Below are 22,107 nucleotides of genomic sequence, written 5' to 3'. Positions count from 1 at the left end.
GCGTCGGTGCACCCCGGTACGCTTCAGATATGAGTGCTGTTCCTCGTTCCGAAAAGCCGGTGGGCCGGTTCCGGCGCATGCTCGACCGGCTCTCCTCGTCGCAGGAGGACCTGGAGTCCGAGGAACTGCGGGAGGACGCCGCGACCGCGGGCTGCACCCGTATCGGCGACTGCCACGACCGCCAGATCGTCACGGTAACTGGTACCTTGCGCACGGTCACCCTGCGTCCGCGCGCCGGAGTCCCGGCCCTGGAGGCCGAGCTGTTCGACGGCTCCGCGGCCCTGGACGTGGTGTGGCTCGGCAGGCGCTCCATCGTGGGGATAGAACCGGGGCGCAAGCTGATCGCATCGGGCCGGATCTCCATGAGCCGGGGCCGCCGGGTGCTTTTCAACCCGAAGTACGAACTGCGACCCCTCGGACGGGAGTAGCCGGTGACCTCACTCGACAAGCCGACCGAAGATCCCCAGGCGAAGGCGGACGACGCCCGGGCGGTGACGGAGGCCGCGCTGTTCGAGGCGTTCGGCGGTGTGCGGGGCATGGTCGAGACGGTGCTGCCCGGCCTCCTCTTCGTCACGATCTTCACCATCGACAAGGACCTGCACTGGTCGGCGATCGCCGCGCTGGCCGTGTCCCTGGTGCTGGTCGTCGTCCGGCTGGCGATGCGGGACACCGTCAAGCACGCCTTCAGCGGCGTCTTCGGCGTCGCCTTCGGTGTCGTCTTCGCGATGATGACCGGCAACGCCAAGGACTTCTATCTGCCGGGCATGCTCTACACGCTGGGCCTGGCGCTGGCGTACATCGTCTCCACGCTCGCCGGCGTGCCGCTGATCGGCCTGATCCTCGGCCCGGTCTTCAAGGAGAACCTCTCCTGGCGAACCCGGAACCCCGGCCGCAAGAAGGCGTACGCCAAGGCCAGCTGGGCCTGGGGCCTGATCCTGCTCGCCAAGTGCGCGATCCTCTTCCCGCTGTACTGGTGGGCCGACACCACGCAGCTCGGCTGGGTCCTGATCGCCCTGAAGATCCCGCCCTTCCTGCTGGCGGTCTGGCTGACCTGGCTGTTCCTCGCCAAGGCCCCCGCGCCCATCGACGTCTTCGCCGAGATGGAGGCCGAGGAGAAGGCCGAGCAGGAGCGCGAGGCCGCCCTGGCGCGGGAGCGCGGAGAGGCCCCGAACGGCGGCCGTCACCGCCGCGAGGCCTGAGCCTTACCGTCACCGCCGCGAGGCCTGAGCCTTCCCCCTGAAGCCTGTACGACGACGAGGGGCGCCCGGAATCCACCGGGCGCCCCTCGTCGTCGTACGACCGGGAAGGCTCAGCCCTCCGTGTCCTCCCGGCGCACCGAAAGCAGGTCCTCCAACTGCTCCTCGCGGGCCTGCGCGGCCACGAACAGCAACTCGTCGCCCGCCTCCAGGGAGTCCTCCTGGGAGGGCGTCAGGACGCGGGTGCCGCGGATGATCGTGACCAGGGAGGTGTCCTGCGGCCACTCGACGTCGCCCACCTGGGTGCCCGCCAGCGCGGACTCCTCCGGCAGGGTCAGCTCGACGAGGTTGGCGTCGCCGTGGCTGAAGCGGAGCAGACGGACCAGGTCGCCCACGCTCACCGCCTCCTCCACCAGGGCGGACATCAGACGCGGGGTCGACACGGCGACGTCGACGCCCCACGACTCGTTGAACAGCCACTCGTTCTTCGGGTTGTTCACGCGGGCCACCACCCGCGGCACGCCGTACTCCGTCTTCGCGAGCAGGGAGACGACCAGGTTCACCTTGTCGTCGCCCGTCGCGGCGATCACGACGTTGCAGCGCTGCAGCGCGGCCTCGTCCAGGGAGGTGATCTCGCAGGCGTCGGCGAGCAGCCACTCGGCCTGCGGGACGCGCTCGACCGAGATGGCGGTCGGCGCCTTGTCGATGAGAAGGACCTCGTGGCCGTTCTCCAGCAGCTCGCCCGCGATCGAGCGACCGACCGCGCCGGCACCGGCAATGGCGACCCTCATCAGTGACCGCTCTCCTCTTCGGGGCCCTCGGCGAACGCCGCCTCGACCTTGTCCACGTCGTCCGTCCGCATCATCACGTGCACGAGGTCGCCCTCCTGCAGCACCGTCTGCGAGGTCGGCAGGATCGCCTCGCCGAGGCGGGTCAGGAACGACACACGGACGCCCGTCTCCTCCTGCAGCCTGCTGATCTTGTGACCGACCCACTTCGGGGAGGCGTGCACCTCGGCCAGCTGGACGCCGCCGGTGGGGTCGCGCCACAGCGGCTCGGCGCCCGAGGGCAGCAGCCGGCGCAGCATCTGGTCGGCCGTCCAGCGGACCGTGGCCACGGTCGGGATGCCCAGACGCTGGTAGACCTCGGCCCGGCGGGGGTCGTAGATACGGGCCGCGACGTTCTGCACGCCGAACATCTCGCGGGCCACGCGGGCGGCGATGATGTTCGAGTTGTCGCCGCTGGAGACGGCCGCGAACGCCCCGGCCTCCTCGATGCCCGCCTCGCGCAGGGTGTCCTGGTCGAAGCCGATTCCGGTGACCCGACGGCCGCCGAACCCGGGACCCAGCCGACGGAAGGCGGTGGGGTCCTGGTCGATCACGGCGACCGTGTGCCCCTGTTGCTCCAGGGTCTGGGCGAGAGCGGAACCCACTCTCCCGCAGCCCATGATGACGATGTGCACGCCCGTCCTTCCGGTGTCAATAGCCACTGCTCAGCCCCATCAGGGTCTCAGACAGAGGGACAAGCTACACATGCGCGGGGCGGGGTGGGCACCCCCCTGTCACATGCCGGGCGGTTCGCGGCGACGGGACACCTCGTTCCGCTTCGGGCGGGGGGCCGCCGAGTGATGCTGCGCACGCCGCACAGGGTGAGGAATCCGAGGCCCGGCAGGGCGGCACCGGCGCCGACGGGCTCTGCGGTCGCGGGCACGGAGCCTCCGGAAGTCGGCGCGCGGCGGCTTTCGTCGTCCAGGCACGGCGACCGCCTCACCTGCGGAATCCGTGGAGATTCCACTCGCCGAGTTCACCCGTGAGGCAGATCTCGGGTGGCGGGTGGGCGACCTCCTGTTCGAAGGCCTACGATCCTCTGTTGTGTCCAAACTGACCGACGTGCCCAAGCGGATCCTGATCGGGCGCGCACTGCGCAGCGACCGGCTGGGGGAAACGCTCCTGCCGAAGCGCATCGCCCTGCCCGTCTTCGCCTCCGACCCGCTGTCCTCCGTGGCGTACGCACCCGGCGAGGTTCTGCTGGTCCTGTCCATCGCGGGCGTGTCGGCGTACCACTTCAGCCCCTGGATCGCGGTCGCGGTCGTCGTGCTGATGTTCACCGTGGTCGCCTCCTACCGGCAGAACGTCCACGCCTACCCGAGCGGCGGCGGCGACTACGAGGTCGCGACCACCAACCTCGGCCCCAAGGCGGGCCTGACGGTCGCCAGCGCCCTGCTGGTCGACTACGTCCTCACCGTCGCCGTCTCCATCTCCTCCGGCATCGAGAACCTCGGCTCCGCGGTCCCCTTCGTCGTCGAGCACAAGGTGCTCTGCGCGACCGCCGTGATCGTGCTGCTGACGCTGATGAACCTGCGCGGCGTGAAGGAGTCCGGCAAGCTCTTCGCGATCCCGACGTACGTCTTCGTCGGTGGCGTCTTCATCATGATCGCGTGGGGTGCGTTCCGCGGGCTCGTCCTCGGCGACACCATGCACGCGCCGACGGCCGGCTTCCACATCAAGGCCGAGCACCAGGGCCTGGCCGGCTTCGCCCTGGTCTTCCTGCTGCTGCGCGCCTTCTCCTCCGGCTGTGCCGCGCTCACCGGTGTCGAGGCGATCTCCAACGGCGTCCCCGCCTTCCGCAAGCCCAAGTCGAAGAACGCGGCGACCACGCTGGCGATGATGGGCCTGCTGGCCGTGACGATGTTCTGCGGCATCATCGCGCTGGCCATGAGCACCAATGTGCGCATGGCCGAGAACCCGGCCACCGACCTCATCCGCAACGGGGTCCCGATCGGCCCGGGCTACGTCCAGAACCCGGTGATCTCCCAGGTCGCCGAGGCGGTCTTCGGCAAGGGCAGCTTCCTGTTCGTCGTGCTCGCCGCGGCCACCGCCCTGGTCCTCTTCCTCGCGGCGAACACCGCGTACAACGGCTTCCCGCTGCTCGGCTCCATCCTCGCCCAGGACCGCTACCTGCCCCGCCAGCTGCACACCCGCGGCGACCGCCTCGCCTTCTCCAACGGCATCGTGCTCCTCGCGGGCACCGCCACCCTGCTGGTGGTCATCTACGGCGCGGACTCCACCCGGCTGATCCAGCTGTACATCGTCGGCGTGTTCGTGTCCTTCACGCTCAGCCAGACCGGCATGGTCCGGCACTGGAACCGTCACCTGGCCACCGAGAAGGACCCGGCCAAGCGCAGCCACATGATCCGCTCCCGCGCGATCAACACCTTCGGCGCCTTCTTCACCGGCCTGGTGCTGGTCGTCGTCCTGGTCACCAAGTTCACGCACGGCGCCTGGGTCGCCCTGCTCGGCATGTGCATCTTCTACGCGACGATGACGGCGATCCGTAAGCACTACGACCGGGTGGCCGAGGAGATCGCGGCGCCCGAGGGCCCGAGCGACGACAGCGTACGGCCCTCGCGCGTCCACTCCGTCGTGCTGATCTCCAAGATCCACCGCCCCACCCTGCGCGCCCTGGCCTACGCCAAGCTGATGCGCTCGGACACCCTGGAGGCGCTCACCGTCAACGTGGATCCGGCGGAGACCAAGGCGCTGCGGGAGGAGTGGGAGCGGCGGGGCATCCAGGTCCCGCTGAAGGTGCTCGACTCGCCCTACCGCGAGATCACCCGGCCGATCATCGAGTACGTCAAGAGCCTGCGCAAGGAGTCCCCGCGCGACGCCGTCTCGGTGATCATCCCCGAGTACGTGGTCGGCCACTGGTACGAGCACCTGCTGCACAACCAGAGCGCGCTGCGCCTGAAGGGCCGGCTGCTGTTCACGCCCGGCGTGATGGTGACCTCCGTGCCCTACCAGCTGGCCTCGTCCGAGGCGGCGAAGCTGCGCGCCCGCAAGCGCCAGGAGTGGAACGCCCCGGGTTCGGTGCGGCGCGGTCCGGCACAGGAGCGGCCGAAGGAGTCCCCGGCGGTCAAGGGCTGAACCGCGGCGCGGCGCCCGACGCCGCCCCGTCGCTGCCCCCCACCACGCCCGTGGTGAACGGCCGGACGGCACCCACGTAGACTGGTGGGCTGTTGTCCGGCCGTTCCCGCTTCCCGATCTGGAGTCACCCCGCCATGCAGGCAGAACCGAAGAAGTCGCTGGTGGGGGAGGAGTACGAGGTCGAGGTCGGCCCCGTCGCCCACGGCGGCCACTGCATCGCCCGCACCTCGGAGGGCCAGGTGCTGTTCGTCCGGCACGCGCTGCCGGGTGAGCGGGTCGTGGCGCGGGTGACGGAGGGCGAGGAGGGGGCCCGGTTCCTGCGCGCGGACGCCGTCGAGGTGCTGTCCGCTTCCAAGGACCGCATCGACCCGCCCTGCCCCTACGCGGGCCCCGGCCGTTGCGGCGGCTGCGACTGGCAGCACGCCAAGCCGGGCGCCCAGCGGCGGCTGAAGGGCGAGGTGATCGCCGAGCAGTTGCAGCGGCTCGCGGGCCTCACGCCCGAGGACGCCGGCTGGGACGGCACGGTGATGCCGGCCGAGGGCGACAAGCTCCCGGCGGGCGAGGTCCCGCGGTGGCGCACGCGCGTGCAGTACGCGGTGGACCCGGGCGGCCGGGCGGGGCTGCGCCGCCACCGCTCGCACGAGGTCGAGCCGATCGAGCACTGCATGATCGCCGCCCCGGGCGTCAGCGAGCTGGGCATCGAGAAGCGCGACTGGACGGGCATGGACTCCGTCGAGGCGATCGCGGCGACCGGCTCGCAGGACCGCCAGGTGATCCTCACCCCGAAGCCGGGCGCACGGCTGCCGCTGGTGGAGCTGGACCGTCCGGTGTCGGTGCTGCGGGTGGACGAGCGGAACGGCGCGATCCACCGGGTGCACGGCCGCCCCTTCGTCCGCGAACGCGCCGACGGCCGCACCTACCGGGTCGGCGCCGGCGGCTTCTGGCAGGTCCACCCGATGGCGGCGGACACCCTGGTGAAGGCGGTCATGCAGGGCCTGCTGCCCCGCAAGGGCGAGATGGCCCTTGATCTCTACTGCGGCGCGGGCCTGTTCGCGGGCGCCCTGGCCGACCGCCTCGGCGAGAAGGGCGCGGTCCTCGGCATCGAGTCCGGCAAGCGCGCCGTGGAGGACGCCCGGTACAACCTCGCCGAATTCCCCCGCGTCCGCATCGAGCAGGGCAAGGTCGAGTCGGTCCTGCCCCGCACCGGCATCACCGAGGTCGACCTGATCGTCCTGGACCCGCCCCGCGCGGGCGCGGGCCGCTCGACGGTCGCCCACCTCTCGGCCCTCGGCGCCCGCCGCATCGCCTACGTCGCCTGCGACCCGGCCGCCCTGGCCCGGGACCTGGCGTACTTCCGCGAGGGCGGGTATCGCGTGCGGACACTGCGGGCGTTCGACCTGTTCCCCATGACTCACCACGTGGAGTGCGTGGCGATTCTGGAACCGGCCGCGAAGGGCTCCTGACCCGCTGGTTCTCGGACTTCTCAGGTTCCGGGCGTCTCGGGTCGCGACTCGTAGTGCAGGGTGTGGAAGCGGCCGTTCTCCTCGCACCCCGTGGGGTCGCGGCCCAGCGCACGGACCGCCGCGATCGCGTAGCGCCGTTCGCGCTCGTCGGTGAAGAGGCGCTGGGGGTAGGTGCGGGAGGCGTCGACGGTGGTGCTCAGGCCGTGTGCGGCCAGGGTGCGGGCGATCGGCTGGTACGACACCGTCCGCAGCACGAAGGCGCTGACCCACACCGGCCTGCGGGCGGCGTCCAGCAGTGCCGTGAAGGTTCGGGCGGTGATGTAGCTGCCGCCGCCGGTCACCGTGATGAGGCCGACCTCGGCGAGCGCGCGGCGCAGGCGGGGGCCGGGGGAGGCCTGTTCCAGATCGTCGGAGAAGGCGGCGTCCAGCAGGCCTGCCTCCAGTGCGTACCGCACGGCGGGGGCCGCGACGTCCAGCCCGAACACCGGCACCGCGTCCGGGCGGCGCCGGGCGGCGTAGAAGGCCTTGTCCGACGCCGTCAGTTCCGCCGTCGACATCGCCCGGCTGTCGGGGGAGGTGTACCGCTCGTACATCTCGGCCAGCGTCACGTCGTGGTTGAGCAGCGCGGCGTTGATCCCGTAGGAGCAGCACACGTCCAGCACCGCCGGCGCGGGGGTGCGCGCGTCGTCGAGCGCGGTCCGTTCGGCGGCGGCCTGCCGGAAGAACGGCTGGGCGTGGTGCGGGATCTCGTACTCCAGTGGCGCCAGCCGGGTGAAGTAGGCGCGGGGGTCCGGTCGGCCGTAGATGTCGTCGAACCGTGCCTTGCCGCCCGCCACGTCCTCGGTACCGCCGGAGCCGGGCTCGGCCATGCCGTACTCCTCCTCGCGCGACGTATCCGTACTTTCATCATGTCTCGCCCCTTGTGTCGCGGTATGTCTGCCACACCGGCCGGCGGACTCGGCCGAGCGATCCAGGACCCCCGAGTGGACGCCGGGCTACGTCGAAGGCGCCTCGCGGCCCGGGCCGGTGGCCCTCGTCGTCCCGGCGGGGACGGGGAGACGGAGTGCCATCAGCCAGCCGACGAGGGCCAGGGTGGCCATCCCGGTGGCCGACACGGTCAGCGCCTGCTCCCTGGCACGTGCGTTGATCCGTACCAGCCCGTCGGCCTCGGCGCCCGTGATGCCCCGCGACATCAGCTTCGCCCGCACGGCGTCGTCGGACACCGCGGTGATCTGGACCTGCTGCGCCAGCGTCCGCGTCACCCACTCCTTCTGGGCGGTGGTGAGGACGCTGCTGTCGTTCACGCCGGCCTCGAACGTGTACAGCAGGGCCGTGGCCATCAGGGCGCCGGCGAGCGCGACGCCGAAGGAGCCCCCGAGGTACCCGGCCGTGTAGGAGAGCCCTGTCACGTCGCTCAGCTGGTCCGGCTCTGGCGCCGACTGGACGAGGTCGGTGAGCGTCGTGGCCATGCCCCGGCCGAGCCCGATGAGGAGAATGCCCGGCATGAGGGCGAGGCCCACGGCCGTCACTCCTTGCGCGTGCGGACTGAACAGGACGGCGACCGCGCCGCAGCCGGCGCCCATGCAGACGAACGCCCCCATCGCGGCGGCGCGGTGGGTCATCCTGCCCCGCCCGACGCGCCGGGCGGTCGGCGGTGCGGCCACCATCAGCCCCAGTGCGATCGGGAGGAGCACGATCCCGCAGTACAGCGCGCCGAACCCGAAGGCCGTCTGCAGGAAGACCGGCACCAGGAAGAGCACGCCGTTGGGCACCAGGATCAGCATCAGCTGGGTCGAGATCCCGGCCCGGACGGTGCGGTTCCGCAGCACCGTCACACGGACCAGCGGATCCCTTCCGCTCCTGACGAGACGCAGTTCCCATCCGGCGAAGGCGGCCAGAACCGCAAGCCCCAGGCCCGCCAGGAGGGGCACGGGTGACAGGCCGCCACGCTCCAGCAGGGTGTGGCCGAGCACCACGAAATCCTGCCGGGCCCTGAGCAGGCCGTACTGCCCCGAGAGCAGGGCCGCGACGACGAGCAGAACCAGTCCGGTCGTGGACAGCAGCACCCCGCGGACGTCGAAGCTCCGTCCGGGGCGACCCGGGAAGGCCCCGGCATCGACCGTACGCCGTACGAGCCATGTCGCGGCCAGGGTGATCACGGCTCCCAGGAGGAACGACACGCGCCAGGTCAGGAAGCTGGTGATCAGGCCGCCCAGAACGGGACCGGATGCCGCACCGACTCCGGACGTCATGGCGAGCAGCGACAGCGCCTTGGTCCGTACGGCCCCGGCGAAGGTCTGGGTGAGCATCGCCATCAGCGCCGGGAGCATCAGCGCGACCCCGAACCCCTGGAGCACGGACCAGCCGAGCAGCATGAACGGCAGGCTCGGGGCGAAGGCGGTGATCAGCGCGCCCAGGACGAAGACTCCGCCGCCGAGGGCGAACGTCCGCCGGTATCCGTGGCGGGTGCCGAGCTTGCTTCCGCTGATCATGAACGCGGCGACCACCAGGGCGTACAGCGAGATCGCCGACTGCACGCCGGTCAGCGTGGTGTGCAGGTCCCCGACGAGCGCCGACAGGGCCACGTTCATGGCGGTGGCGGTGTAGTTGATCAGCAGGTTCTCGGCTGCGAGGAGGAGGAACAGGGTCCGGGCGGCCGACGACGTGTCCCCTCCCGTCGGCCCCCTGAACCGCCGAGCTCCGTTCCGCCCTTGCACGAATGCGTCCTGCCGTTCGATCGCTCCACCCCGGGCAGGCCCGCTGCCGCCAGGGCCGGCCTCTGTCTCCGGCTCCCCGGTTCAGAGTGCACGCCGTGCGCGGCGCACGCTTGCGGGACGCGCCCACACAGACCCGAGCGGGCGACACGGGCGCCGCCCGGCCCTCGCCGCCGCGGCGCCCCGCTTCGCCCCGCCCCGGTCAGGCGTCGGTGCGGCGCCCCGCCCCGCTCCCGGTCACGCGTCGGTGCGGATGATCACGTCCAGGGTGCGGGGGCCGTGCACGCCCTCCACCCGTTCGAGTTCGATGTCGGACGTGGCCGACGGGCCGCTGATCAGCGTCGTCGGCCGGGTCGGCACCAGGCGGGCCAGCGCCTCCGGCACGCCCGCCTCGACGGTCGACAGGTCCACGACGCACACGTGGAGGTCGGGGACCAGGGACAGGGCGCGGCGGCCCTGCGCGGCCGAGCCGTCCAGGAAGATCGTCCCGGTCTCGGCGCAGCTGACCGCCGACGCCGTGACGACGCCGTCGAGCGTGTCGAGGCGGGGCGCGGGCACGTCGGGCGAGTCGGTGTGGACGGTGCCGTCGAAGCCGGCGAGCCAGGCCGGGTCGAGGCCGGCGGGGACGCCGACCGTCCGTGCGCCGCGCTCCCGCAGGACGCGAGCGACCGTCGCCGCGGTGTCGGCGGTGACGCAGGTGTGGACCTCGGCGCGGTAGTCGACGAGCCGGTCGACGAAGAGGTCGAGACGCTCGGCGGCGGGCAGCGCGCGCCCGGTGCGGTAGGCGCGTTCGACGGTGACGGGCGGCTTGGGGGCGAGGGCCAGAGCGTCCCTGACCCGGCCGAGCACGACGTCCCGTGCGGACATTCCGTCCGGGACGGTCCGCGCGGCCCCGGTCGCCCCGGTGTTCTTCCTCGGCGTGCTCAACGTCCGTCACTCTCCTCGCCGTGCCGGCCGGATGCGGCGGCTTCCTCGGCGCGCAGCGCCTGCTGTCCCTCCGCCGAGGAGAACCAGTCGCGGAACGTCTGCTTCGGCGGCGCCGCGATGTCCCGGCTGTCGCTCCAGCCGTCGAACGGCTTCGGCAGTTTCGTGATCTTGCGGTCGCGTCCGGCGACGACCCGGCCGATCCCGGCGGCCTTCTGCGCGGTGGTGTACAGGCCGGGCCGCGCCATGACCGCGGCCGCCGCCCTCATGGCGAGTTTCTCGGCGGTGGTGCCGGACTGCTCGGTGTGCTGGTGGCGCAGCTCCACGAGCAGCGACGGGATGTCGATCTTCACGGGGCAGGCGTCGAAGCACGCGCCGCAGAGGGTGGAGGCGTAGGGCAGCGAGGAGTTGGGGTCGTTCTTCGCCTCGTGCATGCCGGCGAGCTGCGGGGTGAGTACGGCGCCGATGGGGCCGGGATAGGTGGAGCCGTAGGCGTGGCCGCCCGCACGCTCGTAGACCGGGCAGACGTTGAGACAGGCCGAGCAGCGGATGCAGTTGAGGGCCTCGCGGCCGATGGCGTCGGCGAGCGCGGCGGTGCGGCCGTTGTCCAGGAGGACGAGGTGGAACTCCCGCGGGCCGTCCCCCTCGGTCACCCCCGTCCACAGCGAGGTGTACGGGTTCATGCGCTCGCCGGTGGAGGAGCGCGGCAGGAGCTGGAAGAAGACCTCCAGGTCCTGGTACCGGGGCAGGACCTTCTCGATGCCCATGACGGTGATGAGGGTCTCGGGCAGGGTCAGGCACATGCGGCCGTTGCCCTCGGACTCGACGACCGACAGGGTGCCGGTCTCGGCGATGCCGAAGTTGGCGCCCGAGACGGCGACCTTCGTGGTCATGAACTTCTCGCGCAGATAGGCGCGCGCCGCGGCGGCGAGATGCGCGGGGACGGAGTCGAGCCCGGCGTCGACGCCGGGGATCCGTTCGAGGAAGATCTCACGGATCTCGTCGCGGTTGCGGTGGATGGCCGGGACGAGGATGTGGGACGGCTTGTCGTGGGCGAGCTGCACGATCAGCTCGGCGAGGTCCGTCTCGTGGGCGGTGATGCCCTGGCTCTCCAGGTGTTCGTTGAGGCCGATCTCCTGGGTCGCCATCGACTTGACCTTGATGACCTCGTCGCTGCCGGTCGCGGCGACCAGACGCGTGACGATCGCGTTGGCCTCCGCGGCGTCGCGGGCCCAGTGGACGGTGCCGCCGGCCGCGGTGACCTTCGCCTCCAGCTGTTCGAGCAGCTCGGGCAGGCGGTTCATGGTGTCGGTCTTGATCTGGGAGCCGGCGGTGCGCAGCGCCTCCCAGTCGGGCAGCTCCGTGGTGACGGCCAGACGCTTGCCGCGGATGGTGTGGGTGGCGTTGCGGAGGTTGCGGCGCAGCTGCTGGTTGCGCAGCTCGCCGCGGGCGGCCTCGGGGAATTTCGCGTCGCCCCGCAGATTGCCCTCGCCGTACGGGGCGCGCGGCGGGGTGGCGGGCATACCGAGAAACGTGCTGCTCATCGGGCGGCCTCCGGGAGGACGTACGGCGCGGTGCGGGTGGCGGCGAGGACCTGCGCGAGGTGCAGGGTGCGAGTGCCCGAGGCGATGCGGGACAGCCCGCCGCCGATGTGCATCAGGCACGAGGAGTCACCGGCGGTGCAGACGTCGGCGCCGGTGGAGGTCACGTTCGCGACCTTGTCGTGGAGCATGGCGGAGGACGTGTCGGCGTTCTTGAGGGCGAACGTGCCGCCGAAGCCGCAGCAGGAGTCCGCTTCGGGCAGCTCGACGAGATCGATGCCCTCGACGGCGCGCAGGAGTCGGAGCGGCTTGTCGCCCACGCGCAGCATCCGCAGGGAGTGGCAGGTGGGGTGGTAGGAGACGCGGTGCGGGAAGTAGGCGCCCACGTCCACGGTGCCGAGGACGTCGACGAGCAGCTCCGACAGTTCGTACGTCTTCGCCCTGACCGCGGCGACCCCTGAGCGCAGCGCCGCGTCGCCGTACCGCTCGGCGATCAGCGCGTGCTGGTGGCGCACGGATCCGGCGCAGGAGCCGGACGGCATGACGACGGCGTCGATGGAGCCGTCGCCGAACTGCTCGGCGAAGGCGCGCACCAGCGGGACGGGTTCGCGCTGGTAGCCGGTGTTGACGTGCATCTGGCCGCAGCAGGTCTGCCCCGGCGGGAACACCAGCTCATGGCCGAGGCGGGTCAGCAGCCGGGCCGTGGACTTCACCGCGTCGGGGAAGAGCGTGTCCCCCAGGCAGGTGGCGAAGAGTCCGATACGCATGGGAGGACCTCCACGATCTCTTTATGGTCCGACCATAGCATCACCGGACCTGAAGTCGGCGAGCCAGATTTTTGGGAGAAGGACGGAGCGCAATTTGGTCCGACCTTATTGACATGCGACATCTCCAATGCGCTACTGAGTCGGTCCTCCAGGCGCACCGACCCCCTGCCTCACGAGCGGGACCTCGTGGTGGGGGTCTACGAAACTCGACGAGGAGTTGCTCGCGTGGCCCCTACTCCATCCGCCGCACTCGCGGTCACCTACACGCCCGACGTGACCGCCGTCGGCGGCAGCCTTGCCGCCACCGCCCTTCTGGGGCTCGTTCCCCTGGCCGCCTTCTTCCTGCTGCTGATGATCGCCAAGCGGCCCGCATGGCAGTCCGCGCTCGGCGCGCTGATCGTGGCGCTGCTCGTCGCGGTGTTCGGCATGGGGATGCCGGTCCGGCTGGGTGTCCTGTCCGCCGCCCAGGGCCTGCTCTTCGGCCTCTTCCCGGTCATGCTGATCGTGGTCGCGGCCATCTGGTTCTACGAACTGACCGTGATCAGCAAGCGCTTCGAGGACCTGCGCCGGGCCTTCAGTGCCGTGGGCCGCGGTGATCTGCGCGTACAGGCGATACTCATCGCGTTCTGCTTCGGTGGCCTGCTGGAGGCCCTGGCCGGTTTCGGCGCGCCCGTCGCGATCACCGCCGCCATGCTGATGGCGGTCGGCCTGCCGCCGCTGCGCGCCGCCGTCACCGTCCTGGTCGCCAACACCGCGCCCGTCGCCTTCGGCTCCATGGCCATCCCGATCACCACCGCGGGCAACCTCACCGGCATTCCGGCCGAGGACATCGCCGCCGTCGTCGGCCGGCAGACCCCCCTGCTCGCGCTGTTCGTGCCGCTGCTCCTCCTCTTCCTCGTCGACGGCGTCCGAGGCATGCGCGAGCTGTGGCCGATCGCCCTGGTCACCGGCGCCGTCTTCGCCGTCGCCCAGTTCTGGTGCTCCGCACACTTCGCCTACGAGCTGACCGACGTCGTCGCCGCCCTCGCCGGGTTCGCCGCAGCCGTGGTCATGCTGCGCTTCTGGAAGCCGAACACCCCCGCCGACCAGCGCTCCCAGGTCGAGTCGGAGCCGCTCACGCCGGGCCGCGTCGCGCTGGCCGTGCTGCCGTACGCGCTCGTCATCGTCGTCTTCGCGCTGGCCAAGCTGAACGCCGGCGGCCTCGACATGCCCACGCTGCTCGGCCACTGGAACATCGAGCTGGAGTGGCCCGGCCTCTACGGCAACCTCCTCGCCGGCGACGGCTCGGCGGCAGGCAGCGCGATCTACAAGCTGGAAGTGCTCGGCAACCCCGGCACCCTGCTGATCGTCTCCGGCGTCCTGGTCACCCTCGTCTACCGGCTCACGAGCAGCGACCGCTACCCGATGACCGGCGGCATGGCCGTGCGGGCGGCAGGCTCGACGCTGAGGAACATGAAGGCCTCCATAGCCACCGTCGCCGCGGTCCTCGCCCTCGGCTACGTGATGAACCAGTCGGGCCAGACCGTCGCCATCGGCACCTGGCTGGCCGCCGCGGGCGGCGCGTTCGCGCTGCTCTCACCGACCCTGGGCTGGCTGGGCACCGCCGTGACCGGCTCGGACACGTCGGCCAACGCGCTGTTCGCCACTCTCCAGCAGGCCGCCGGCCAGAAGGCGGGCATCGACCCGCACCTGCTGGTCGCCGCGAACACCTCCGGCGGCGTGGTCGGCAAGCTGGTCAGCCCGCAGAACCTGACGATCGCCGCCACGGCCGTGGAGAAGCCGGGCAGCGAACACGTCCTGCTCCGCCGGGTCGCCAAGTACAGCCTCGCGCTGCTCGCGGCCCTGTGCGTGCTGGTGTATCTCCAGTCGCTGCCGGCGCTGTCCTGGGTGCTGCCGTAGTCCGCGCGGGCGGGAACGGCGGGCGGGAACGGCGGGCCGGCCCGGGGCGTTCGCCCGGGGCCGGCCGGCCCTTCAGGGGTGCGGGGGAACCGCGCGAACCGCCCGGCTGCGGGGCGGCCTCCGCCCGGCTACAGGTCGGCCTCCGCCCGGTCGTCGACCAGTGTCCCGTGGAAGCCCCGGATGTGCTCCTCCACCAGATCGGCGGCCCCGGCCCCGTCCCCGGCACGCACCAGCCGCAGCAACTCCGCGTGCTGCGCGTTGAGTCCGGCGGCGGTCGCGGTCCAGTCCTCCGCGTCCTCCTCCGCCTTGAGGATCAGCGTGCGCACGGACTCGCGGACCGCCGAGGTGAGCGTCGAGATGAGCCGGTTGCCCGAGCTGCGGGCGATCAGTACGTGGAACAGCGTGTCCAGCTCGTTGTACTCCGCCACGGTGAGGCCCGGCTCCCGCATCCGCGCGAGCACCTCCTCCGCCTGCGCCAGGTCGTCCTCCGACGCCCTGCGCGCGGCGGCCTCGAAGCTCGAGCGCTCCAGGGTGACGCGGGCCTCCAGGACGTCCTGGAGGTCGTAGCTGCCGAGCGCCAGATGCAGGCGCAGCAGGCGCCCGAGCGCGTCGTCGGGGTTGCGGACGATCCGGGCACCCGCGTCCGGCCCCCGGCCCGCGTGGGCGACCAGGACACCGATCGTCTCCATGACCCGCAGCGCCTCGCGCAGCGCGGAGCGGCTCACGCCGAGGGTGGGGGCGAGCTCACGTTCGGGCGGAAGGCGGTCTCCGGCCTTCAACTCACCGGCGAGCACCCGCTCCTCGATGCTTTCGAGCACGAGTTCATGCGTGCGTGACTGCCGCACCGGACGCCACTCGGCTGTCATCGGCACCTCCCCGACTCGCTTTCCGTAGCAACTATGTCACAGCGCTATGAGGTCGGACCTCTCGGCAGGGTGAGCGTCCGCGTACGCCGTACGGGGCCGTGGGCCGGCGTCGGTCGCCTACGTCGTCGACGGGCAGCGATCGGTGTTCGTCGGCGACGCCGTGCAGGTACACGGGGCCGCCAACGGCTTCCCCGGCTACACGGACCCGGTCGCCCACCGCACCGGCCCGGAGTACCTGCGTGACGAGGTCCGTCCGCGGCATCTGTACCTCGGGCACCCGTACCGCCGCGCCGACGGCACGCCGTGAGGAGTACGTGCTGCGGCTCTGCCCGTTCGCCGCCACCTTCCGGCCGGGCCACCGCCTGGTGGTGGACTTGTCGAACGACGAGCCGATGGCCGACGCGCACAACGCGCTGCTGCCGCCGGACGCCTTCCACCTGCCGGTGGGCCGCCCCGTCACCCACAAGATCTACCGCGACGCCGCGCACCCCTCCCGGCTCGTCCTGCCGTTCACGACGGCCACGCCCGAAGCGGCGGCGGGTCCGGGCTCCGCGCGTCACGGCGAAGGAGACCGGCCGGGCGGCTCCTGAGAGCAGACAGAACGGCGGCCGGGGGCGCGGCCCCCGGTCGCCGGCCCTGGGTGGGCGGCGGGTTGCAGCGCCGCGTGGGGGGTGGGGGCCGGCGCTGCAACCGGGGCCGATCCTGGCGCGAGCGCGGCTCCCGGACCATCCGGGGGCCGGAGTTCACGGATACGCAATCAACGCGCGGCCGCCTCCAGGGCGTGGGCGAGTTGCTGCCGGGAGTGCACACCGATCTTCTGGAGCGCCCGGGCGACGTGCTGCTCGACGGTGCGCGGCGACAGGTGCAGCGTGCCGGCGATCTCCCGGTTGGACATGCCCGCGGCGGCGAGCTCCGCGACCTCCGCCTCCCGCGGCGAGAGCACATCGCCGTACCGGGGGCGGCCGGGCGGCCGGCGTTCCCCGGCGGGCTGGTGACGGCGCAGGTCGGCGCGGGTGCGGGCGGCGTCCCAGGTCGCGCCGAGCGAGTCGAAGACCGTGGCGCGGTCGGTGAGCGCGGCGACGGCGGAGCCGCTGTCGTCCCCCAGGGCCAGGGCGCAGCGGGCGGCCCGCGCGGAGGTGAGCGCCTCGTGGTACGGCCGGGGGAGCGCCCGGTACGCGGCGGCGCTCCTCTCGTAGTACGCGGCGGCCTCGGCCGTCCTTTCCGTGTGCTCGGCCAGGACGCCGCGGGTCCAGACGAGCGCGGCCTCGGCCGACGGCGCGTCGCGGCCCTCCAGCCCGGCGGCGAACTCGTCGGTCATCGCGCTCGCGGTGGACGCGTCGCCGGCCCGCAGGGTCGCCTCCACCGCCCAGGGGGCGAGTTCCGCGGCCCAGGCCCACAGCCCCTTGGCGCGCAGCCGTGTCCACGCGGCGGCCGCCTCGGCGGCCGCACCCGCGATGTCGTCGTGGGCGAGGGCGAGTCTGACCAGGGCACCGGACACGGTCGCCGAGATCGGTACGGGGCCGGTGTCGAGATCGGCCGCCTCGGGCCCGGTCAAGTGGGTGAGCGTAGCGGCCCATTCGCCGCGGGACAGGGCGAGCAGGCCGAGGACCATCCGGGCGTCGGAGGCGAGGTAGGGCATGTCACCGGCCTCGTCGACGAACGCGCGGCACCGGTCGGCGAGGCCGGACCAGCGGCCGGTCGCCCAGTCCAGGACGAGGGCGCAGCCGCGGCCGGTGTGCTCGGCGTAGACGGCGCCGCTGCGCGCGGCCAGTTCGACGCCCTCGGCGAGCAGGGTGCGCGACTTCTCGTAGTGGCCGAGCCACACCACCGCGTCCGCCGCGTTGCACAGGCCGCGCGCGGTCTGCTGCCGGCAGCCGACGAGGTCGCTGTCGCGGGGCAGGCGCTCGACGAGCTGCCAGGCGGCCGGGTCTCCGCCGTTGAGCAGGACGCTCACGTGGTTCGCGGCGACGGCGGCCCGGACCACAGGGTCCTTCGACTCGTCCGCGACGGCCACGGCACGTTCGCTCCAGACGATGTTCTCGGCGAAGGACGCGTCCGGCCCGTACGGCATCGCCAGCGCCGACATCGCCCGGGCCAGCGGCACCGGCCGGCCCGCCAACTCGTCGACCGCGCGGACGAGTTCGTCATGTCCCTCGATGACGAGGCCCATCTGGTTGCACTGCAGGAGCCCGAGGTCCAGCCGGATCTCACCGCGCACGGCGGGAGGGAGGTTGGGGTCGGCCACGATGTGCCGGAGCACCTTCAGCGTCTGGTCGGAGCGCAGGCCCACCACGGCACAGCGGGCCAGCTGCATGGCGAGCCGGGAACGGGCCTGCTCGGGAACCGGGACGGTCGCCAGCGCCGACTCCAGAAGGCCCACGGCCCGCTGCTGCTCGCCGGCGTCCTCGTACTGCTGGGCGGCGCGTTCGACGGCGTGCAGCCAGCCCCGTTCGTCGCCGCAGGCGCGGCGGTGTCCGGCCACGCGCTCCCAGGGGACGGGCTGGCGCCCGGCGAGCAGGCGCGCGGCCCGCCCGTGCAGCGCCTCGCGGGCGGGCCCGGGCGCCGCGCGGCGGGCGGCGGAGGCGGCGAGCGGTGAGGTGAAGCCGTACCGGCCGTCCCCGTGCTCCTCCAGCGCCGCGGCCCGCAGGGCCGCCACCAGGGCGTCGTGGCCGGCCCGGCCGGTGAGGCCCGAGACGACGGCGAGGTCGCGTGCCGTGGCGGGCTCGTCCAGGACGGCGGCGGCGAAGACGATCCGCCGGTGCTCCTCGGGCACGGCGGCGGTGCGGCGAAGAACCAGGGCGTCGAGGCGGGGAGGGGCGGCCGGCCGGCCGAGATCGGCGGGGAGCGGCCGGCCGTCGGCGGGGGAGTCCGCGATCAGCCGGTCGAGCAGGTCGGCCACGGTCTGCGCGACACCCCCGGCGGCGCGGTGCAGGGTCTCGGCCAGGCCGGCCGGGCAACGGTCCGCGCCGATCGCGTCCTCGGCCATCCGGCGCACCGCGGTGACGTCGAGCGGCCCGAGGACGTGCCGCACCACGGTCAGTTCGGCCGGGAACTCGGTGTCGGGCCCCAGGACCAGCCCAGGTTCGGTGAGTTCCTCGGGGCGGTAGCTCAGGACGCACGCGAGGTGGGCGGGCGGGTCGGCGAGCAGCGCGCGCAGGCCGGCGGTACCGGCGGACGCCGCGCGGTGCACGTCCTCGACCACGAGCAGCAGCGGGCCGTGCCGGGGCAGCGGCCCGTCGGGGGCCGTCCGGTGCACGGACTCGCCCCGGGCCGCCGCGAGTCGGCGCAGCAGACGGCTCTTGCCGGTTCCCGCGGGCCCCTCGACCAGGAGCAGCAGGGGCCGGCCGGGGCCGTCCGGGGCAAGGGCGGAATCGAGCCGTCGCAGCAGTGCGGCCTCGGCTTCGTCCGCACTTGCGGCGTCCGGCATGGTTCGTCACCCCGACTTCACACAGACAACCTTGTTGTTTGCGTATCCGTACTCAGTCTGCCCTGATTGCCGCGCGCTCGGGGCGGCGGGCACGGTGAAATCCGTGAGGCCCCGCGGTCCGCAGGGACCGGCGGGGCCCGCCGCCTGACGCGGTCGGCTGCCAAGCAGGAGTACGGCGTGAGCTACGTGACGTGTCCGAGCCCCGGCGGGGCGTCCCTCGGTGTGGACGAGCCGCCGAGATCCGAGCGCCGCCGCGAGAGGGTGTCTCCCGGTACCGGGCGCGTCCTGGCGGTGGCCGCCCTCGAGGCGTCTCCGCACGCCGTGTCCCGCTTACGCCGGCTGGCGCGGGCGGTGGCGCGCGGCCGTGGGCTGTCCGCGGCGGCGGAGGAGGCGCTCGCCGTGATCGTCAGCGAACTGGCGACCAATGTCGTCCTGCACAGCGGCAGCGCCGACCTGACGATGATGCTGCAGAGCGACGACGTCACGCTGATTGTGTCGGTGCGCGACCGCGGCCAATGGCGGGAGCGCCCCTCTCCCCGTTGCGAGGCGGCCGACATGGACGCCGAATTCGGCCGCGGGCTCGCCCTGGTCGACGCCTACTCCGTGGACAGCACCGTGCAGTGCTCCGACGAGGGCACGCTGGTGCGAGCCGTGATCGCCCTGTAGCACCGAGTCCCTTTCACCGGGCTGCCGCCACCGCCCCGGAGAATACCCAGGGGGGTATTTGACGCTCGCGCGTCCGGGCTACGACGCCGACCTCAACCGGCGCGAACGGGCCCTGCACGACCCCGCCGTGGCCCCGAAGCCCCTGACGGTCGAGGAGTTCCTCGCCCGCCGCGCCCGGGGCGCGGTCGTGGTCGACGCCCGTGACCCGCAGGAGTTCGGTGCCGGGCACCTGCGCGGGGCCGTCAACGTACCCGCCGACGGACGCTTCGCCGAGCAGGCCGGCACCGTGCTCTCGCCGGCCGACGAACTCCTCGTCGTCGCCCCGCAGAACCGGGAGGAGGAGATCGTGACCCGGCTGGCCCGTATCGGGTTCGACCGTGTCGGCGGATACCTGCGCGGCCCCGACGACGCCCTCGCCGGGCTGGGCGCGGAGGTCACCCCTGCCAGCCGCCTCACGGCCGCCCGGCTGCGCGAGGCGCTGGGCGAGGACAACCCGCCGCTCGTCATCGACGTGCGCTCCTGCGGCGAACGCAGCGCCAACGGGCAGATCGACCAGGCCCTGCACATCCCCCTCGGTGAACTCCCCTCGCGGATCGGCGAGATCGAGAAGGGACGTCCGCTCGTCCTGCACTGCGCGGGCGGCCACCGCTCCTCCATCGCCGCGAGCCTGCTGCGCCACCGCGGATTCGAGGACGTCTCCGACTTCCTCGGCGGATACGGCGCCTGGGCGGCGACCGCCTGAACCCGCCCGCACCGGGGCGGCCGGCGTCATGCCGCCCCCGATGCCGCCGGGGTACGGGTTTCCCGTTCCCGTAGCGTTGAGGCGGGTCGGCCGGTCCGGTCCGCCGCACCGGCGGGAAGGACGTGGCGGACCCGAGGAGCGAGGAGGAGACATGGACGCGGACGCCTGGGACGAGCGTTACCGGGCCGCGGAGCGCGTGTGGTCGGCCGAGCCGAACCGGTGGGTGGCCCGGGAGACCGCCGGACTGCGCCCCGGACGCGCGCTGGATCTGGCGGCGGGGGAGGGCCGTAACGCCGCGTGGCTGGCGAGCCGGGGCTGGCGGGTCGACGCGCTCGACTTCTCCCCGGTCGCGGTGCGCCGGATCGAGGAAGCGGCCGGGCGGTACGAGGGGGCGGTGCGGGCCGCGGTGGCCGATGTCACCCGGTACACGCCCGAGGAGGCCGCCTACGACCTGGTCCTGATCTCCTACCTTCATCTCCCCCCGCCGGAGATGGACCGGGTGCTGGAGAGCGCCTGCCGTGCCGTGCGGCCGGGAGGCACGCTCCTGCTGGTCGGCCACGACGCCGACAACCTGGAGCACGGCACCGGCGGTCCGCGGGACCCACGGGTGCTGTCCAGCGTCGAGCGGGTGCGGGCGGTGTGGGAACCGTGCGCCGATCTCGTCGTGGCCGAGGTGGCCCGCCGTCCGGTCGGCGACGCCGTGGCCCTCGACACGGTGGTCCGCGCCGTCCGCCACTGAACCCGAGCGCCCGCGGCACCCCCCCGCGCGGTCCGCCGCGTCACCCACATCGCGGTGTGAGGTGGGCTACCCGGCCCCGCGGCGGACAGGAGGGCCGCCGCCGACGCGGGCGCCGCCGCTCACCGCCGGTGGCGCCGCAGGCCAGTTCGGTGTCATGACCGCTCGCGGTTGTGGGTAGGCGCGCACGACGTCAGCGCAACACCACTCCAGGAACGGAGCACACGAGTTTATGGCGCACCTACCTGACCTGGCCGGTGCCGCGAACGCGGCCGTCGCGATGCCCCGCTGGATCAGCGACCACACCGCCGCCCTGATCGGGATCCCGCTGCGGATCGCTCTGATCGTCATCGTCGTCGCGCTGGTCAGGATGCTGGCGAAGCGGGCGATCACCCGTGTCGTCCAGCACATCCTGCAACCCGCCGAGGAGGGGGCCCAGGAGGCACGCCGCAGGACGGGCCGGGGGCCCGCGGTGCTGCACCGCGACAGCAGCCGGGCCGGCGAGCGGCGCCAGCAGCGCGCGCGCACCATCGGCTCCGTCCTCAGCAGCGTCGTCTCCATCGTGCTCTTCGCGGTCGGCGTCGCCATGGTGCTCGACCAGATCGGCATCGCCCTGGGCCCGGTGCTCGCCAGCGCCGGTGTGGTCGGCCTCGCGATCGGCTTCGGCGCGCAGAACCTCGTCGCCGACTACCTCTCCGGCATGCTCATCATGATCGAGGACCAGTACGGCGTCGGCGACTCCGTCGACCTCGGTGAGGCCGTGGGCGAGGTCGAGCACGTCGGCCTGCGGCTGACCCATGTCCGCGACCTCAACGGCGGTCTGTGGCACATCCGCAACGGCGAGATCCAGCGGGTCCGCAACGACAGCCAGGAGTGGGCCCGGGCCGTCCTCGACGTCGCCGTCGCCTACGAGGCGAACCTGGACGAGGTCTACCGGGTCCTGGAGGAGACCGGACACGCCATGCGGCAGGATCCGGCGTTCGCGGGCGTGCTGCTGGAGGACCCCTCGGTGTGGGGCGTGCAGTCCCTGGACGCGGACGGCGTGCTGGTGCGCCTCGCGGTCAAGACGGTGCCGCTCAAACAGTGGGGGGTCACCCGCGAGCTGCGCCGCCGGGTCAAGGAGGCCCTGGACGCGGCCGGCATCGACATCCCCTTCCCGCAGCGGACCATCTGGCTGCGCAGCGACGACGGCACCACCACCTCCCTCGCCGAACTGCGCTGACCGGGCGGGTCCCCCGGCGCA

At 72.7% G+C, this 22,107-nt stretch carries 19 protein-coding genes and 1 pseudogene; 11 read left to right on the top strand and 9 right to left on the bottom strand.

The features are described 5' to 3' along the window. The first annotated feature begins 29 nt into the window (after positions 1-29). Both ACIQ9G_RS31955 and ACIQ9G_RS31950 read left to right on the top strand, forming a co-directional pair. Positions 30-428 carry an OB-fold nucleic acid binding domain-containing protein gene (locus ACIQ9G_RS31955; RefSeq protein WP_356188189.1) on the top strand — a complete coding sequence of 133 codons (399 nt, stop codon included), beginning with the start codon at positions 30-32 and terminating at the stop codon, positions 426-428. A gap of 3 nt (positions 429-431) precedes the next feature. Further along, on the top strand, positions 432-1,199 hold the full coding sequence (locus ACIQ9G_RS31950) for a DUF3159 domain-containing protein (protein WP_392195113.1): 768 nt from the start codon (positions 432-434) through the stop codon (positions 1,197-1,199). 110 nt (positions 1,200-1,309) lie between these two features. Here the strand turns inward: ACIQ9G_RS31950 and ACIQ9G_RS31945 are convergent, their stop codons facing one another. Next, on the bottom strand, positions 1,310-1,987 hold the full coding sequence (locus ACIQ9G_RS31945) for a potassium channel family protein (protein ID WP_403616585.1): 678 nt from the start codon (positions 1,985-1,987) through the stop codon (positions 1,310-1,312). After that, the gene (locus ACIQ9G_RS31940) at positions 1,987-2,658 is read right to left on the bottom strand and encodes a potassium channel family protein (RefSeq protein WP_403616582.1); all 672 of its coding nucleotides are present in this window, start codon (positions 2,656-2,658) and stop codon (positions 1,987-1,989) included. Before ACIQ9G_RS31940 ends, ACIQ9G_RS31945 begins: the two co-directional genes overlap by 1 nt. Before the next feature lie 409 nt (positions 2,659-3,067). Between ACIQ9G_RS31940 and ACIQ9G_RS31935 the strand changes: the two genes are divergently transcribed. After that, a complete protein-coding gene (locus ACIQ9G_RS31935; RefSeq protein WP_403616580.1) occupies positions 3,068-5,119 on the top strand; it encodes an APC family permease in 2,052 nt (683 codons plus the stop codon). Positions 5,120-5,253: 134 nt separating this feature from the next. Next, a complete protein-coding gene (locus ACIQ9G_RS31930) occupies positions 5,254-6,582 on the top strand; it encodes a class I SAM-dependent RNA methyltransferase (RefSeq protein WP_403616577.1) in 1,329 nt (442 codons plus the stop codon). Positions 6,583-6,602: 20 nt separating this feature from the next. Here ACIQ9G_RS31930 and ACIQ9G_RS31925 read toward each other — a convergent pair whose 3' ends face one another. The 5 genes from ACIQ9G_RS31925 to ACIQ9G_RS31905 form a co-directional block, all read right to left on the bottom strand. Beyond that, positions 6,603-7,451 (bottom strand): hypothetical protein, encoded by an 849-nt coding sequence (locus tag ACIQ9G_RS31925; protein ID WP_403616575.1) that lies wholly within the window; start codon positions 7,449-7,451, stop codon positions 6,603-6,605. Between the two features lie 126 nt (positions 7,452-7,577). Continuing rightward, positions 7,578-9,299 (bottom strand): MFS transporter, encoded by a 1,722-nt coding sequence (locus ACIQ9G_RS31920; RefSeq protein ID WP_403616572.1) that lies wholly within the window; start codon positions 9,297-9,299, stop codon positions 7,578-7,580. Between the two features lie 234 nt (positions 9,300-9,533). Beyond that, positions 9,534-10,163 (bottom strand): lactate utilization protein C, encoded by a 630-nt coding sequence (locus ACIQ9G_RS31915; RefSeq protein WP_403616851.1) that lies wholly within the window; start codon positions 10,161-10,163, stop codon positions 9,534-9,536. A gap of 56 nt (positions 10,164-10,219) precedes the next feature. After that, the gene (locus ACIQ9G_RS31910; protein WP_403616570.1) at positions 10,220-11,764 is read right to left on the bottom strand and encodes a LutB/LldF family L-lactate oxidation iron-sulfur protein; all 1,545 of its coding nucleotides are present in this window, start codon (positions 11,762-11,764) and stop codon (positions 10,220-10,222) included. Beyond that, positions 11,761-12,528 (bottom strand): (Fe-S)-binding protein, encoded by a 768-nt coding sequence (locus ACIQ9G_RS31905; RefSeq protein ID WP_403616567.1) that lies wholly within the window; start codon positions 12,526-12,528, stop codon positions 11,761-11,763. The genes ACIQ9G_RS31910 and ACIQ9G_RS31905 overlap by 4 nt, the downstream gene beginning before the upstream one ends. A gap of 225 nt (positions 12,529-12,753) precedes the next feature. Between ACIQ9G_RS31905 and ACIQ9G_RS31900 the strand changes: the two genes are divergently transcribed. Beyond that, on the top strand, positions 12,754-14,427 hold the full coding sequence (locus ACIQ9G_RS31900; RefSeq protein WP_403616565.1) for an L-lactate permease: 1,674 nt from the start codon (positions 12,754-12,756) through the stop codon (positions 14,425-14,427). A gap of 128 nt (positions 14,428-14,555) precedes the next feature. Here the strand turns inward: ACIQ9G_RS31900 and ACIQ9G_RS31895 are convergent, their stop codons facing one another. Continuing rightward, positions 14,556-15,293: a FadR/GntR family transcriptional regulator gene (locus ACIQ9G_RS31895; protein ID WP_403616562.1), complete on the bottom strand. Its 738-nt coding sequence runs from the start codon at positions 15,291-15,293 to the stop codon at positions 14,556-14,558. Positions 15,294-15,435: 142 nt separating this feature from the next. On the opposite strand from ACIQ9G_RS31895, the gene ACIQ9G_RS31890 reads away from it, so the two are divergent. Together ACIQ9G_RS31890 and ACIQ9G_RS31885 are read left to right on the top strand one after the other, a co-directional pair. Then, positions 15,436-15,600 carry a hypothetical protein gene (locus ACIQ9G_RS31890; protein WP_403616560.1) on the top strand — a complete coding sequence of 55 codons (165 nt, stop codon included), beginning with the start codon at positions 15,436-15,438 and terminating at the stop codon, positions 15,598-15,600. Between the two features lie 7 nt (positions 15,601-15,607). Next, a complete protein-coding gene (locus ACIQ9G_RS31885; protein ID WP_403616558.1) occupies positions 15,608-15,883 on the top strand; it encodes a hypothetical protein in 276 nt (91 codons plus the stop codon). 167 nt (positions 15,884-16,050) lie between these two features. Here the strand turns inward: ACIQ9G_RS31885 and ACIQ9G_RS31880 are convergent, their stop codons facing one another. Continuing rightward, on the bottom strand, positions 16,051-18,720 hold the full coding sequence (locus tag ACIQ9G_RS31880; protein WP_403616556.1) for a LuxR C-terminal-related transcriptional regulator: 2,670 nt from the start codon (positions 18,718-18,720) through the stop codon (positions 16,051-16,053). A gap of 177 nt (positions 18,721-18,897) precedes the next feature. On the opposite strand from ACIQ9G_RS31880, the gene ACIQ9G_RS31875 reads away from it, so the two are divergent. The 4 genes and pseudogenes from ACIQ9G_RS31875 to ACIQ9G_RS31860 all read left to right on the top strand — a co-directional run bounded on the left by ACIQ9G_RS31875 (position 18,898) and on the right by ACIQ9G_RS31860 (position 22,086). Further along, entirely contained in the window at positions 18,898-19,386 is a 489-nt protein-coding gene (locus ACIQ9G_RS31875; protein WP_403616554.1) for an ATP-binding protein, read from the top strand. A 67-nt stretch (positions 19,387-19,453) separates the two neighbouring features. Beyond that, positions 19,454-20,128, top strand: a pseudogene (locus ACIQ9G_RS31870) (rhodanese-like domain-containing protein); the annotation flags it as partial. 151 nt (positions 20,129-20,279) lie between these two features. After that, complete coding sequence (locus ACIQ9G_RS31865; RefSeq protein ID WP_403616551.1) at positions 20,280-20,867, top strand: class I SAM-dependent methyltransferase; 588 nt, start codon at positions 20,280-20,282, stop codon at positions 20,865-20,867. Positions 20,868-21,096: 229 nt separating this feature from the next. Next, positions 21,097-22,086: a mechanosensitive ion channel family protein gene (locus ACIQ9G_RS31860; protein WP_403616549.1), complete on the top strand. Its 990-nt coding sequence runs from the start codon at positions 21,097-21,099 to the stop codon at positions 22,084-22,086. Positions 22,087-22,107 lie beyond the last annotated feature (21 nt).

It is taken from the genome of Streptomyces sp. NPDC096152, from assembly GCF_044763235.1.
Lineage (GTDB): Bacteria > Actinomycetota > Actinomycetes > Streptomycetales > Streptomycetaceae > Streptomyces.
This window is presented reverse-complemented; position numbering and strand designations above follow the sequence as displayed.